This is a genomic window from Hymenobacter sp. B1770 (assembly GCF_049896385.1).
Lineage (GTDB): Bacteria > Bacteroidota > Bacteroidia > Cytophagales > Hymenobacteraceae > Hymenobacter.
This window is the reverse complement of record NZ_JAFCUF010000004.1, coordinates 228131-242956: the sequence shown is the minus strand read 5'-3', so window position 1 is coordinate 242956 and position 14826 is coordinate 228131. Positions and strand designations below refer to the sequence as shown.

The following is a 14826-nucleotide window of genomic DNA, read 5'->3' as shown; positions in this document are numbered from 1 at the left end:
ACTCCACATTCTTCCGTTGCTTACACCGCGTCGGACAAGCTGGTGAAGGTGAAGTCGCGGATTTTGAGTGGGGGCACCAGGTTGCCGCCCAGGCGCACGGCCTTGCCCACCGCTTCCAGGTTGTTGAGCATAATGACGGGACTCTCGTTGAAGCGGAAGTTCTTCACCGGAAACTTAATCTGCCCGTTCTCGATGTAGAAGGTTCCGTCGCGCGTCAGGCCGGTGTAGAGCAGCGTCTGGGGGTCGACGGCCCGAATGTACCACAAGCGAGTTACCAGGATGCCTTTGGCGGTGCCCTTAATCAGTTCGGCGGTGCTTTGGGTGCCACCTTCCATTATCCAGCCGCCGGGAGGGGCAATGTCGGGGCTGCTGGATTTTTGGGCCCAGAACTGGGACGAGTAGAGGTTCTTTACCACGCCCTTTTCTATCCAGGTTACTTTCTGCTGGGGGCGGCCGTCGGCGGCAAAGGTAAGGTCGGGCACTTCCGGGTGGGTGGGGTCGGAGTAGATGGTCACCCGCTCGTCGAACATCTTTTCGCCTTTCTTATTGCCGCCGCCCTTTTTGCTGAGGAAGCTGCGGCCTTCGTCGGCGTTGCGCGCATCCATCGAGCGCATCATGTTGCTGAGCAAATCCACCGCAGCGGCCGGCTCCAGAATCACGGTATACTTACCGGGTTCAATGGCTTTGGCTTTCACCGACGAAGCAGCTTTTTCCGCAGCTACGCGGGTGAGGCGGGCAGCATCGAACTTGGCCAGGTCGGTGTAGTTGGCAATGGCGTAGCCCGAGCCGGTGCCATCGGGCGTGCGCACCGTGATGGTGAAGTCGAGGTTAGTGAGCTGCTGGTAAGCTTCCAGCCCTTTGGAATTGCGCTTGGCAATGAAGTTCGTCGAGTCGTTGAAGAACGCGGCCGACGAAAGCTTCTTGGCGTCGCACAGCGCCATGCTGGCCCCAATCTGCTGGGCGCGGTAGTCCGGGGTGATGTCGGCCGTGCTCTTGGCAGCCGATGCTGGCGAGCTTAGGTATTTCTGTGGCCCCATGAAAGGCACGTACTCGGGGCTCTCGGGGGCGAGCTTGGCGATTTCTTCGGCGCGCTGTACGCAGCGGCGCAGCGTGGCCTCGTCGAACTCGTTGCAAGTGGCCACGCCGCTGCGCTTGCCGAAGCGCGACTGCACGGCCAAGGACACATTATCCACGGCGCCGGCCGTGCTGATGGTGTTGCGCGCCGAGCGCACGTTGCCGCCGATGGTGCCATTGAGCGTGGCCTCGCACTCGTCGGCGGTGCTAAAGCTGAGGACTTTTTTCAGGATGTCCTGGGCCTCGGTTTGAGAAAGTATTGCCATTGGAATTGATGAAGTTCAGATTTGAAAAAACTCCCCTCCTTTTTTCAAGGAGGGGACGCTAAGCCGCTAGGCTTAGCTGGGGTGGTGACGTTCGTTGCACGATGTGCGAACGACTCGCGCGGGTCTCGTTCAACGAGTTCAACCACCCCCGTCTCGGCCTTTGGCCGAAACATCCCCTCCTCAGATGAGGAGGGGAGTTGGTCGTTTTGATTACCCGATTTTGCGGGCGGTGTTGATGACGTTCACGCCGTTGAAGCGCGTGGTGGCCGAGCCGTGGCTCACGGCCGAAACCTGTGAGGGCTGGCCCTTGCCGTCGAAAAAAGAACCAAACAAGCGGTAGTCGGACTGGTCGCAGATGGCCGAGCAGGAGTTCCAGAATTCCTGGGTGTTGGCCTGGTAGGCCACGTCCTCGAGCATCTCGGTGATTTTGCCTTTCTCGATGGCGTAGAACACCTGCCCGCCAAACTGGAAGTTGTAGCGCTGCTGGTCGATGGAGTAGGAGCCACGGCCGGCAATGTAGATGCCTTTGTCGACGCCCTTAATCATGTCGTCGACACTCATCTTGGCCGTGCCCGGCTGCAGGCTCACGTTGGGCATGCGCTGAAATTGCACCGAGTTCCAGGAGTCGGCATAGCTGCAGCCGTCCGACTCGTTTTGGCCCACGATGTGGGCCTGGTCGCGGGTTTTCTGGTAGTCGACCAGCGTGCCCTCTTTGATGAGGTCCCACTGCTTGGTTTTTACGCCTTCATCGTCGTAGCCCACCGCGCCCAGCGAGCCGGGCTGCAGCTTATCGGCTACAATGTTGACCAGCTTCGAGCCAAAGGGTATTTTCTTCGCCCTCCACTCCAGCGTGGCAAAGGAGGTGCCGGCGTAGTTGGCCTCGTAACCCAGCACGCGGTCAAGCTCGGTGGGGTGGCCCACGCTCTCGTGAATGGTCAGGCCCAGGTGGTTAGGGTCGAGCACGAGGTCGTACTTGCCTGGCGTTACCGACTTGGCGGTCAGCTTTTGCTTAGCCTGCTTGCCGGCCAGGGCGGCATCCTCCAGCATGTCGTAGCTGTTGCGGTAGCCAATGAGGCCGGTGCCGGCAGCTCCGGCAATCTTGTCGGTTGCCTTGGGGCTGAGGTATTCGTAGCCCATACCCATGGGGGCACTCAAGGCGTCGCGGGTCCGGAACTTGCCGGTGGCCCGGTCAATAGCCGTCACGCTGAACGTGGGCCAGATGCGGTGCACGTCCTGGTCGATGTAGGAACCATCGGTGCTGGCAAAGTATTTCTGCTCGTTGATTTGGAACAACGAGGAATTCACAAATGAGGCACCGTTGTCGGTGGCTTTGGCGTTGGCGGCCAGCAGCAGCTCTACCTTCTGGACCACGGGCACCTCAAAAGCATTTAGCTGAATGGGCGTTTTCCAGGCCACTTCGCCGTAGCCTTTCACCGGCGCCAGCACCACCTTTTCCTTCTGCACTTTGGAGTTGGCTTTGGCAATGGCCACGGCAAGCTGGGCCGCTTTGGCCAGGCCAGCTTCAGTCACCGAATTGGTAGCCGCGAAGCCCCAGGTGCCATTGGCCAGCACCCGCACGCCAGCGCCGAAGCTCTCGCCGCTGGCAATGTTCTGTACCTGCTTTTCGCGGGTGAAAATGCTTTGGTTAAGGTAGCGGCCGATGCGTACATCGGCATAGGTGGCGCCAGCGGCTTTGGCGGCGTTGAGGCCGGCGTCGGCCAGCCGCTTTTTCATGGCCGCGTCAGCACCTGGCTCCAACAGGCGGGCCGGGTCAACTGGGGTGCCTCCCAGGCTGGGAAAGCTGGGAAGAAACAGGGTGCCGGCCGCCAAGCCGGTGAGTCCCACGAAGTCACGTCTTTTCAAAAGGAAATAAAATTTCGGGGCTGTAAAAAGGAGATTTGTAAAGATGGCTACAAATCTTAACAGAAAAGACAAGCGGAGGCGCGCTACGTTGCGCAGGCGCGCAATGTTTGCCTAAAACCGTTAATTTTTCCCTTACAGTGCCTCGCCTTAGGTGTAAGGCTCATCAAATCGCAGCACCCAAGCCGCCCCTCTTTAATGTGCCCGCCAGCTAAGGGTGAGCCCGGGGGTGCCATTGCCAAAATAGGCGGGGGCCATGCCGATGCCCCGGCCAATAGGCTTGCGGCCCCAGCGGTTGCGGTGCGAGAGGTAGGCCAGGTGGGCCGAGAGGATGCCAAAGCCAGCGCCGGCTACTACGTCGCTCTGCCAGTGCTTATCGTTAATCATGCGCAGGGCCGCGACGCTGCCCGCAACGGTGTAGGCCCCAATGCCATACCACGGGCTTTTGTCCCGAAGCTCGGTGTGCACAATGCTGGCCGCCAGGAAGGCCTGGGCCGTGTGCCCCGACGGAAACGACTGTCGGTCCGACCCATCGGGGCGAAGGTTATTAGACAATGATTTCACTATAAATACGCTCCCCAGCATAATGGCCTCGCCTTTCAGAATAATGAGCAGCGTATTAATCCGGTCATCGCGTGATTCGACGCCGGCAAGGGCCACGGCTCCTAGCTCCAGGTAAGGCACTACCAGCAGAAAGTCTTCGAGCTTGGTGCGATACGTGGGAAACAGCTTTTGAATGTCGTAGCGGGCATCCTGATTGGTGTAGAACCCGCCCCCGCCCGAGGTGTAGGCCCCGTAGCCAATGAGCGCCGCCGGAATAATGGTGGCTCGAAACAGCTTGCTCTTGTACCACTTCGTGCGGCCCGGCACCGAAACGCCGCCCGGGTTTTCGTATTTGCTAAGGGTATCGGTAGCGGCTGGGGTGGGAACAATCTGAGCAACAGCAGGATTGAACCCGCCCAAAAAAAGCACGAGGGCGGCAAAGCCTGTCAGCAATGGGGAGCGCATTGAACTAAGATTAATTCGGTAAAAGTAGTCGGCCCAAACCAGCCCCTAATACGGACGCTTAACTTAAACGTAACATACCGACGCCATAAAAAAAGTGTGCAACCACCGGGGCGTGGCCAAGCAGTGGGGCCGGGCAACAGGCCTGGTTGGGTTTGCGGGCGATGCAGGTACCTTTGTTCCAACGCAACAGCGAGCCGTATTTACAAGTAGTTTGCTAGGTGCCGCACCTTGCCACAATCGTATAAGTGCCTCCGGCGTGAGCGTGGCCGGGAAGCCTACCGGCGATTCAGTTTATAGTATAGATGTTGAGGTACCTTCTTCTGGTAATTTGGACGGCCAGTCTTTTAGTAGTGCTACGCCCGACGGCCCTTGCCCAAAAGGCTGGCAGCAACGATGGCTTTCAGCGGCGCGACGGCCAGATGTACGTGCTGCGCAACGGCCAGCTTCGCCCCATGACCCGCGACGCCCACCTGCCCACGGGGGCCACTGTCACCAAAGATGGGTTTGTGGTAAGCGCCGATGGCACGCGCACGGAGCTGCGCGAAGGCCAGGGCTGCGACCTGCGTGGCCGCCCGGTGGCCGTGCGCCTCATTCCGGATGGCTCGCTGGTGCTGGGCTCGCCCGCCGAACAGAAGAACAATGCCAATGCTGCCCAGCCCTTTCGCTCCCTGATGGAGCAGATGGTTGGCGGTGAGGACTGGCTCAAATCGAAAAAAGCCAAAAAAAACCGGGGAAAAGGGAAGGGCCCAGGCAAAGGAAAAGGCCGCTGGAAAGAGGACGACTAAAAGCCGTCTGGTAGTGCCGGCTGCAGTTGTGCCGGCCTTGTTGTCATCGACTTTGTTTTTGTTATGGTTTATAGTTTCCTCGCGTCTCCCTTTGCCGACGTAGCCTGTGCCGACCATTACGCTGCTTTGCAGGCCGTTTTGCAAGCCGACGCGAGCACCGATACGTTGCTGCTTGGCAACTTGGTGCTGGAGGATGGCGCCGCGCCGCTCGATGCCGTAGTGGTGCGTCCGCACAGCATCACGCTGCTGGTGCTGGTGTCGAGGGGCGGACGGCTGAGTATACCGGCTTTGGGCGCTGGGTCGTGGCTGCTGGATGGAGTTCCCTTAACCGGTGCCGACAACTTCGACAACCCCTTTGCGCAGCTAGAGGCGCAAAAACAGGAGTTGGAAGCATGGCTGCGCCCCCGCTTTAGTCCCGCGCAAGCCGACCTACGTTTTATAAGCAGGGCGGTGCTCTTTGCAGCCCCCACGGCTTATGCCCCCGATGTGGAGCCAGCCTTAAAAAATACTCCCAACGGTTTCAGGCTGCTAAGCGCAGCCCACGAGCTTCCCCGCACGCTGCAGGAGCTGGCTGGGCCCGAAATCAACCTCACTGCCGAAGACCTGGCCGAATGGGCCGCCGAGTGGGCCGCATTCACCCAAGCCAGGCAGCCTACGGCCGCGGCCGAGCCGGCTCATTCGGCTCGTTATCTGAGCGAAAAGGCGAAGGCCTTGTGGCGTTGGCTGGGCGCCGACGATGTGCCCGACGACCCAGCCTATGGCTATGCGCCGGCCGTTACTGCGGCCCGCACTCAGGAAAAGGAGCAGCTGGAGCACCTGCGCCAGCAAGTGCAAGCCGACCTGAGCACCCAGCTCCAGGCCCTGGAGGCACGGGAGGCCGAGCGAGAGCGCAGCATCGCCCAGCTGCGCGCCGAGCTGGCCCAGGCGCCTGCTGTTGCGCCTCAAGCCGCCGCCCTGGAAGCCCGCCTGGCCGACGAAAACCGCGAAAAGGCAGCGTTGGAAGCGGCCATGCACGCATCCCGCGCCGAGTTGGCGGCTCGCAATCAGGAGCTGGATGCCAAGATTCAGCAGCTTGGCCAACTCATCGAAAAGCTCAATGCTCAGCCCATCCCGCCCGTTGCGGGTCCGTCGGCGTGGGCCACCGCCACGCTCCCTGCCGGTCCGGCGCTGCCCAGGGTGGGGAAGGCGGCCGTCTACAAGCAACTAGAAGCGGCAAGCTCCTGGGCAGGGAATTGGCTCAGTGCTGGGGTACGCCACCTTCAGCAGTTGCGGGCGGGACGCCAGCGGCCCCGGGCAGCTGTGGCCGCGGCTGGCTTGGCCGCCCTGGGCCTGCTGGGGTGGGGCCTGAGCCATCTGGGGGGAACCCCGCCGGTTCCTTTTCAGGAAAATGGCCGCTGGGGCTACGCCGATGCCAAGGGCAACCAGGTGGTGCCGGCGCAGTACAGTGCGGCAGCTCCGTTCCAGGACGGGCAGGCCGTGGTGGCCAAAAACGGCGTTTACGGGGTTATCGATAATAAAGGCAAGGAGGTAATAGCTCCGGCTTACGACGCGCTTAACTCCTACGCTGGTGGCTATGCCCGCGCCCGTGTGGGCGATGCCTACACCTTTCTCAACGAAGACAGGGAGGAGTTCGACCACTATTTTTTTAACGCTCTTGACTTTTCCGAAGGCTATGCCGCCGTGCTTGACCACCGCGGCTGGTACTACATCGACGGGCCCAAGGTACCCGACACGCCGCCGGTCGTATTCGCTGAGGCGTACTCCTTTTCCGAAGGCCTGGCCCGCGTGAAGCTGCCCAACGGCTACACCTTCATCACCCCCGATTACCTGGAAGACCCCAGCCGCGGAACCAAACCCTTCGGCCGCTACAGTAGGGCCACTGACTTTGACAAGGGACAGGCCTGGGTGATGCAGGATGGCCGTACGTTTTTAATCGACAAAGACGGCGCCGAAGTGAAGTAGCCAGGAAAGCGGGCGGCTATTGGGATGCTTTCAGGGCCTATCTAAAAAATAAATTGCCGGTTATGCTGAGCTTGCCGAAGCATTTGGCGTGCAGTAGCAAATCCCATCGTCTGTCATGCTGAGCCTGCGAAGCATCTTCTCACGCCGTAACGATTTGTTCAGCGGAGATAAGATGTTCCCTTCGTCAGCATGACAGACGCGAGGCAGGCGAAGCGGTAAAGAAAAGATGTTTGGCTTCGTCGACCTTCGGTTCGACAAACGGACGCCAGCTGAGCATGACGGCCTTTTTGTGGAGAGGGCTTTGGTTGAATAGACTTTGAGAAAACCGGTGAGCCTCGGGAATAAATTGTTAAATAGAAAAATTGTGGACTTCATTTGCTCAAGTATTCGAAATTTGAAGCGCCTGAGCCAGCATCAACTGAAAATAATCTTCCGGAAACGATTGCAGTGCTGTTTGTTTTCCAACAAAAGTCATAGCTTGCGACCCGCTTAACATTAAGGTAATATGGAAGTCCAGACTTTGAAGTATCCAGCCATCCGCAATTACGTAGCTGGCCAATCGGTAGAAGATGCCTCCACGGCCACCATGGACGTATTTAGCCCGCTTAGCGGCGCCTTAATTTCCACGGTACCCTTGAGCGGCGCCGCAGCGCTAGATGCGGCGGTGGAAGCTGCCAAGACGGCTTTCCCCTCCTGGTCGGCTACCCCTATTAAGGAGCGGGTGCAGATTTTTTATCGCTACAAAACCCTGCTGGAGCGCGACATGAAAGCGCTGGCCGAGTTGGTGCGTGAGGAAAACGGCAAGACCTTCGACGAAGCCCGCGCCGAAGTTGAAAAAGCCATCGAGCTTACTGAGTTTGCCTGCTCCATGCCGCAGCTCATCGCCGGCGAAGTGCTGGAAGTGAGCAAGGGCGTCGAAGCCCGCGTGGAGCGCAGGCCGCTGGGTGTAGTAGCCAGCATCGCGCCCTTTAACTTCCCCAATATGGTGCCGCACTGGACCATTCCGAACGCCCTTGTCCTCGGCAATACCATGGTGCTGAAGCCCTCCGAGCAAGTGCCCCTGAGCGCCGTCAAAATCGCGGAGCTGCTGAAAGAAGCCGGCCTGCCCGACGGCGTGCTTAACATCGTGAACGGCGACAAAACCATAGTTGAAGCCATCTGCGACCACCCCGATATTCAGGCGGTGTCGTTCGTGGGCTCTACCAAGATTGCCAAGGTCGTGTACATCCGCGCCACCAGCAATTTGAAGCGTTGCGTGGCCCTGGGCGGCGCTAAAAACCACCTGATGGTATTGCCCGACGCCCACCCCGATATGACGGCTTCTAACGTAGCGGCCTCGATGTCGGGCTGCGCGGGCCAACGCTGCATGGCCGGCTCTACCATGGTAGGAGTGGGGGCCGTCGACCACATCGTGGCCAAGCTCGTGGAGGAAGCCCGGAAGATTGTTCCCGGCGAAAACCTGGGCTCCGTTATCAGCCGTGAGGCCAAGGAGCGCATCGAGCAACACATTGCCGAAGCCGAAGCCGCCGGTGCCAAAGTCCTGCTCGACGGGCGCGGCGCCGTAGTGCCCGGCCACGAAGACGGCTACTATGTAGGACCCACCGTTATCGACTACGTGAAGCCCGATATGCGCATTGCTAAAGAAGAGGTGTTCGGCCCCGTGCTGGCCATCATGCGAACCAATACTCTGGACGAGGCCTTGGCAATAGAAAACTCCAGCAACTATGGCAACGCCGCCGCGGTATTCACCCAAAGCGGTAGTCACGCCCGCTACGTGATGGACAACGCCAGCGCCGGCATGATAGGCGTGAACATCGGCGTACCCGTGCCCCGCGAGCCGTTCTCCTTCGGCGGCTGGAACGAGTCGAAGTTCGGCGCCTGCGATATCACCGGCAAAAGCTCCATCGAGTTCTGGACCCAACTCAAGAAAACCACCGTGAAGTGGAACCCCGAGTCCCGGGTGAACTGGATGAGCTAGGGTAGGCAGAAATGGAAAAGAACGTCATGCCGAGCGCAGCCGAGGCATCTGGCGTGCAGCAGTAATCATAATCGTTTAACGATGCGAGCAAGATGCCTTGGCTGCGCTCGGCATGGCGTTCTGCTTTAGCATCTAACAACTGACAAATAAAAAAACACCCTGGCGAGAATTCCCACTCAACACGTCGCGCTTCCGCCGCGCGCCGTGGCGGAACGGAGAGCTTTCCTGTACAGTGCATAGTACCAGACCTCTTAATTGCCCTGTGCCGCAGAGATAGAAGGCTGCATATTGCAAGTAAGTTGTCGCGCTGAACGGGGAAGTTCTTCGCTTCCGTTTCTTATTATCTCCTTTCCTTCCGATTGCTATGCATCCTACTCTCGAACTCGCCAAGGACCAAATCCTGCATGACAACCTCGACCACACACTCTTTTCCTGGTCTAAGCAAGCAGGCCTGAACCCCATCAACGCCGAGCGCGCCGAAGGTGTTTACGTGTGGGACCGCGACGGCAAGCGCTACATCGATTTCTCATCGCAGCTGATGAACGTGAACATCGGCCACGGCGACCAACGCGTAACCGAGGCCGTAGCTGCCCAGATGCGCGAGCTTAGCTACGTGTATCCTGGCATGATAACCAAGGCCCGCGGCGACCTCGGCCGCAAGTTGGCCGAAATCACCGCCCCTAACCTCACCAAGGCTTTCTTCACGCTGGGCGGGGCCGAGGCCATTGAGAACGCCATAAAGCTAGCGCGGGTGTACACCGGCCGCCACAAAATTGTGTCGCTGTACCAGTCATTTCACGGGGCCAGCTATGGCGCCATGAGCGTCGGCGGCGACCCGCGCAAGTTTGCCGTGGACAGCCAAGCCATGCCCGGCACCGTGCACGTCGAAAACCCGTTTTTTTATCGCTGCCCCTGGCACAGCAGCACGCCCGAAGAGTGCGCCCAGCGCGCCGCCGATGCCATGGAGCGCATCATCGGCTACGAAAACCCGGGCAGTGTGGCCGCCATACTCCTTGAAGGCGAGTCGGGCACTTCGGGCTGCATCAAGTACCCACCCGGCTACTGGACGCGCATCCGCGAAATCTGCGACAAGCACGGCATCCTGCTTATTGCCGACGAGGTGATGAGCGGCTTTGGCCGCACCGGCAAATGGTTTGGTTCCGACCACCACGGCGTGAAGGTGGACATCCTAGCCACGGCCAAGGGAATCACCGCTGGCTACCTGCCCCTGGGCGCGGTGATGGTGGACGAGGCCATTGCCAAAACCTTCGACGACAAGCCGTTGCCCCTGGGCCTCACGTACTCGGCCCACCCGGTGTCCTGCGCCGCCGCTGTGGCCGTGCTCGACATATACGAAACCGACAACCTCCTCGAAAATACCGTTGAGATGGGGCAATACCTTGACGCCCGCATGTGCGAGTTGATGGGCCAGCACCCCAGCATCGGCGACTGGCGCAACACCGGCCTGCTGGGCTGCATCGAGCTGGTGAAAAACCGCCAAACCAAGGAGCCCATGGCTCCCTGGAACGCGGCCCCCAGCCAGATGGAAGTCATGAACCAGGTGGCTGCCAAAATCCGCGAGTTGGGCATGTACACCTTTGTGCGCTGGAACTACATCTTCATCGCTCCGCCGTTGAACATCACGAAGGATGAGATTGACGAGGGATTGGCTATTATTTCGGAGGCCATTAGCATTGCGGATAAACACGTTTACTAAGGCACGACCGGGGAGCATGACCCCTGCTGGGCACGGTCCTTCTCCTAAAAAGAGGGAGAGCCTGCCATTTTTTCATATGTAATTATTAACTGAGCCGCCGTGGCTCCCCATCTTTTTTGAAGAGGGGGCCCGGGGGGTGAGGTTACACGCCAGAACATGTCCATCCTCCTGAAAAACGGCCGCGTCGTCACCGCCGATTCCGACAGCGTTTGCGATATCTTAATTGAAGGCGAAACCATCGTTTCCATCGGCCGCAACCTGTCGACTGATGGCGCCGAGGTAATCGAATGCACAAGCAAAATCATTGTGCCCGGCGGCATCGACCCGCACGTTCATTTGGAGATGCCCTTCATGGGTACCTTCAGCAGCGACACTTACGAAACCGGTACCCGCGCTGCCCTGCACGGTGGCACCACCATGGTCATCGATTTCATCCTGCAAAAGCAGGGCAACTCGTTACGTGCCGCTTTCGAGGAGTGGAGTGGCCGCGCCACCGGCAATGCCGTGGGCGACTACAGCTTCCACATGGCGGTAACCGATTTCAACCCCAACACCAAGGAAGAAATCAAGGACATGATTGCCGAAGGCATCACTTCTTTCAAAACCTTCATGGCTTATAAGGGCGCGCTCATGATTGACGACGCGCAGATGGTGGGCCTGATGCAGGAGGTGAAAAAGCACGGCGGCCTCGTAACCGCCCACGCCACCAATGGCGACATGATTGACACGCTCATTGCCCAACATCGAGCCCAGGGCAAGCTCACGCCGCTCTACCATTACCTCTCGCAGCCCGAAGTGACCGAAGCCGAAGCCTCGGGCCGCTTTGCCGACATTGCCAACTACACGGGGGCCAACGCCTACATCGTGCACCTGACGTGCGAGGGCGCTCTCAACCAGGTGCGCCGCGCCACCCAACGCAACCAGCGCGTGCTGGTCGAAACCTGCATTCAGTACCTGGTGCTCGATGCATCGCTCTATGAAGACGAAGCCAACGGAGCCAAAGTAGTGATGTCGCCGCCTTTGCGCGAGAAGAAAGACCAGGCCACCCTCTGGGCCGGCATTAATCAAGGGCTGGTGAATGTGGTGGGCACGGACCACTGCCCTTTTATGTGGGAGCAGAAACTGATGGGCAAGGACGACTTTTCGAAGATTCCGAACGGGCATCCGGCCATCGAGCACCGCATGGAACTACTATTTTCAGAAGGGGTCAATACCGGAAAAATCACGTTGAATAAGTTCGTTGAGGTGACCTCTACTAATGCGGCTAAAATATTCGGGATGTTTCCGCGCAAAGGCACCATCAGCATTGGGGCCGACGCAGATTTGGTGATATTTGACCCAAATAAAAAGCACACTATTTCGGCTGATTCCCATCACATGAACTGCGACTACTCTGCCTACGAAGGGTGGGAGCTGACTGGCAAGATTGACACAGTGCTGCTCCGCGGCCAAGTAGCCGTCGATGCTGGCGAGACCAAAGTGGCAAAAGGCTATGGGCAATTCGTCAAGCGCGGAAAAACCAATTTCTAACGTCTGTCATTGCGAGCGGAGCGAAGCAACCCGTCTTGGTCTCAACGACCAACCCTTTGATGTGATAAGCTTGATATTTGCTTAACTTAAAGTCCAAATGGGCTGGCTCGACTAATAATAATTCATCACTTTTCAAGGCTTCGCGCTGAGACTAGGACGGGTTGCTTCGTCGTGCCTCCTCGCAATGACAAACCCCAATCGTCAAACCAAACTCGACATGTCCAGAATTATCAAATCCGGCCTCATCCAAATGAGCTTGCCGATGACCGAAGGCGAAGGCTCCATAGCGGAAATCAAGGAGGCCATGGTGCAAAAGCACATCCCGCTGATTGAGGAGGCCGGCCGACAGGGCGTGCAGATTCTTTGCTTGCAGGAAATCTTTAACACGCCCTATTTCTGTCCGGGCCAAGACAAAGATTGGTATGCCTCGGCCGAATCGGTACCCGGTCCTACCACCGAGCGCATGGCTGAGTACGCCAAGAAATACAACATGGTGATGATTGTGCCCGTGTACGAGCGCGAAGCCGCGGGCTTCCTCTACAACACGGCCGCCGTGATTGATGCCGACGGTACCTATCTCGGCAAGTACCGCAAAAACCACATCCCGCACACCTCCGGCTTCTGGGAGAAGTTCTTCTTCAAGCCCGGCAACCTGGGTTACCCGGTTTTCCAGACCAAGTACGCCAAAGTGGGTGTGTACATCTGCTACGACCGCCACTTCCCCGACGGTGCCCGCATCCTGGGCCTCAACGGCGCCGAAATCGTGTACAATCCTTCCGCTACAGTGGCTGGCCTCTCGCAGTATCTCTGGAAACTAGAGCAGCCTGCACACGCCGCCGCCAACGGCTATTTCATGGGTTGCATCAACCGTGTGGGCACCGAAAGACCCTGGAACTTGGGCAAGTTCTATGGCACGTCTTACTTCGTGGACCCACGTGGGCAAATCTTCGCCCAGGCCAGCGAGGACAACGATGAATTGCTTGTTTCGGAGTTTGACCTCGATATGATTGACGAGGTGCGTTCTACTTGGCAGTTTTTCCGCGACCGTCGTCCGGAGACTTACGAGAAACTGGTGGAACTGTAAGCCCTGCTTCACGCAGGCGCCTACCTTCTAGAACGTCATGCTGAGCGCAGTCGAACCGCAGGGTGCCATAGGCAAGCATTTCGCGTGTGGTACTAATTATTTCTTTTGAACGATTGAGTTGCTGCCCCGAGCGAGATGCTTCGGCTCCGCTTTGCTGCGCTCAGCATGACGTTCTGATTTCCTACTTATTTAGAACGCCCCGCCCACCATGGCCGAATATTCCACCCCCACTACTGAGCAGGAATTCCAGCTGAATTTCGCGCAGCTAAAGCCGCACATGAACGGCACGGAGGCGCTGTACGAAAGCTCGCGCTGCCTGTTTTGTTTCGATGCGCCCTGTATAAAAGCGTGCCCGTCAGGTATTGATATTCCGCAGTTTATTCGGCAGATTAATTCGGGCAATGAAACGGGGGCGGCGCGTACTATTTACGAGGCTAATTATTTCGGTAATGCCTGTGGTAAAGTGTGCCCTACGGAAGTATTGTGCGAGGGCGCCTGTGTGTATAATCTGCAGGACGTAAAGCCAATTGAAATTGGTCGGCTACAGAGCTATGCCACGACCAAGGTTATCGAGAGTGGTAGAAAGTTGTTTGGGCCGGGAAAGGCCACTGGCAAAAGCGTGGCGGTGATTGGGGCCGGGCCGGCCGGCATTTCAGCGGCTTGTGAGTTGCGAGCACTTGGCTACGAAGTCGATGTGTTTGAAGCGAAAGCGCAACCCTCCGGCCTGACCGTTTATGGGGTTGCGCCCTATAAAATTACCAACGAAGAAACGTTGGCCGAAATGGCCTATTTGCAGGCTCAATTTGGGTATAATGTTTATTTTAATTCTCCAATTAATTCGCGTGAGGAATTGGTGGAATTAGAAAAGAAATACGACGCTATTTTCCTCGGAATTGGCTTGGGCCGTACCAATGAATTGGGCTTGCCCGGAGAAGATAAAATCAATTGTACCGGAGCCGTAGAATTTATTGCCGAGCTGCGTCAGCATCATCACGAAGTTGCAGTGGGCCGCAAGGTAATCGTGCTGGGTGGCGGCAACACAGCAATGGATGCTGCCTCTGAATCGGCCCGGCTGGGCGCGGAACAAGTAGTTCTGGCCTACCGCCGCGGCATGGACGAAATGGGTGCCTACGACTTCGAATACGACCTGGCCAAGGGAGTAGGAGTGAAGGGCTTGTTTAATGTGGCGCCCGTAGAAATCGTGGGCAATGGCTACGTGGCGGGCGTGCGCTTTGTGCGCACGGAAACCACCGACGGCAAGGTGCAGGAAATTCCCGGCTCAGATTTCGTCGAGCCCTGCGATATGGTTATCAAAGCCACTGGCCAAGCCAAGCAAACGGAGTTTCTGAAGTTGATTCCGGGCTTAAAGCTGGATAGCAAAGGGCGTATTGTGGCTGATGCTCACACCGGGCAAACCTCTAACCCCAAGTACTTCGCCTCCGGTGATGCCTGGAATGGGGGCGCTGAAGTGGTAAACGCCGCCGCCGAAGCCAAGCTCACGGCGCGGGGCATTCACGCTTACCTGAGTAAGTAGCCGCACCAGATAATGAAAAAGAACGTCA

The 14826-nt window shown here is 58.1% G+C and carries 10 protein-coding genes; 7 read left to right on the top strand and 3 right to left on the bottom strand.

What is annotated here, in order from left to right; all coding sequences use genetic code 11:
- Positions 1–20: 20 nt before the first annotated feature.
- The 3 genes from ACP7AJ_RS10235 to ACP7AJ_RS10225 form a co-directional block, all read right to left on the bottom strand.
- On the bottom strand, positions 21–1340 hold the full coding sequence (locus ACP7AJ_RS10235) for a TldD/PmbA family protein (protein WP_426060099.1): 1320 nt from the start codon (positions 1338–1340) through the stop codon (positions 21–23).
- A gap of 210 nt (positions 1341–1550) precedes the next feature.
- On the bottom strand, positions 1551–3203 hold the full coding sequence (locus ACP7AJ_RS10230) for a TldD/PmbA family protein (protein WP_426060098.1): 1653 nt from the start codon (positions 3201–3203) through the stop codon (positions 1551–1553).
- A gap of 192 nt (positions 3204–3395) precedes the next feature.
- Positions 3396–4208, bottom strand: coding sequence for a phosphatase PAP2 family protein (locus tag ACP7AJ_RS10225; RefSeq protein WP_426060097.1), 813 nt, complete (start codon positions 4206–4208; stop codon positions 3396–3398).
- 350 nt (positions 4209–4558) lie between these two features.
- On the opposite strand from ACP7AJ_RS10225, the gene ACP7AJ_RS10220 reads away from it, so the two are divergent.
- The 7 genes from ACP7AJ_RS10220 to ACP7AJ_RS10190 all read left to right on the top strand — a co-directional run bounded on the left by ACP7AJ_RS10220 (position 4559) and on the right by ACP7AJ_RS10190 (position 14798).
- Positions 4559–4993, top strand: a complete 435-nt coding sequence (locus ACP7AJ_RS10220) for a DUF6799 domain-containing protein (protein WP_426060096.1) — start codon at positions 4559–4561, stop codon at positions 4991–4993.
- Between the two features lie 63 nt (positions 4994–5056).
- Positions 5057–6955 (top strand): WG repeat-containing protein, encoded by a 1899-nt coding sequence (locus ACP7AJ_RS10215; protein WP_426060095.1) that lies wholly within the window; start codon positions 5057–5059, stop codon positions 6953–6955.
- 505 nt (positions 6956–7460) lie between these two features.
- The gene (locus ACP7AJ_RS10210) at positions 7461–8933 is read left to right on the top strand and encodes a CoA-acylating methylmalonate-semialdehyde dehydrogenase (RefSeq protein ID WP_426060094.1); all 1473 of its coding nucleotides are present in this window, start codon (positions 7461–7463) and stop codon (positions 8931–8933) included.
- A 364-nt stretch (positions 8934–9297) separates the two neighbouring features.
- Positions 9298–10650 (top strand): aminotransferase class III-fold pyridoxal phosphate-dependent enzyme, encoded by a 1353-nt coding sequence (locus ACP7AJ_RS10205; protein ID WP_426060093.1) that lies wholly within the window; start codon positions 9298–9300, stop codon positions 10648–10650.
- A 156-nt stretch (positions 10651–10806) separates the two neighbouring features.
- Complete coding sequence (gene hydA, locus ACP7AJ_RS10200; RefSeq protein WP_426060092.1) at positions 10807–12180, top strand: dihydropyrimidinase; 1374 nt, start codon at positions 10807–10809, stop codon at positions 12178–12180.
- Positions 12181–12397: 217 nt separating this feature from the next.
- The gene (locus ACP7AJ_RS10195) at positions 12398–13264 is read left to right on the top strand and encodes a nitrilase-related carbon-nitrogen hydrolase (protein ID WP_426060091.1); all 867 of its coding nucleotides are present in this window, start codon (positions 12398–12400) and stop codon (positions 13262–13264) included.
- A gap of 208 nt (positions 13265–13472) precedes the next feature.
- Positions 13473–14798: an FAD-dependent oxidoreductase gene (locus tag ACP7AJ_RS10190; protein ID WP_426060090.1), complete on the top strand. Its 1326-nt coding sequence runs from the start codon at positions 13473–13475 to the stop codon at positions 14796–14798.
- Positions 14799–14826 lie beyond the last annotated feature (28 nt).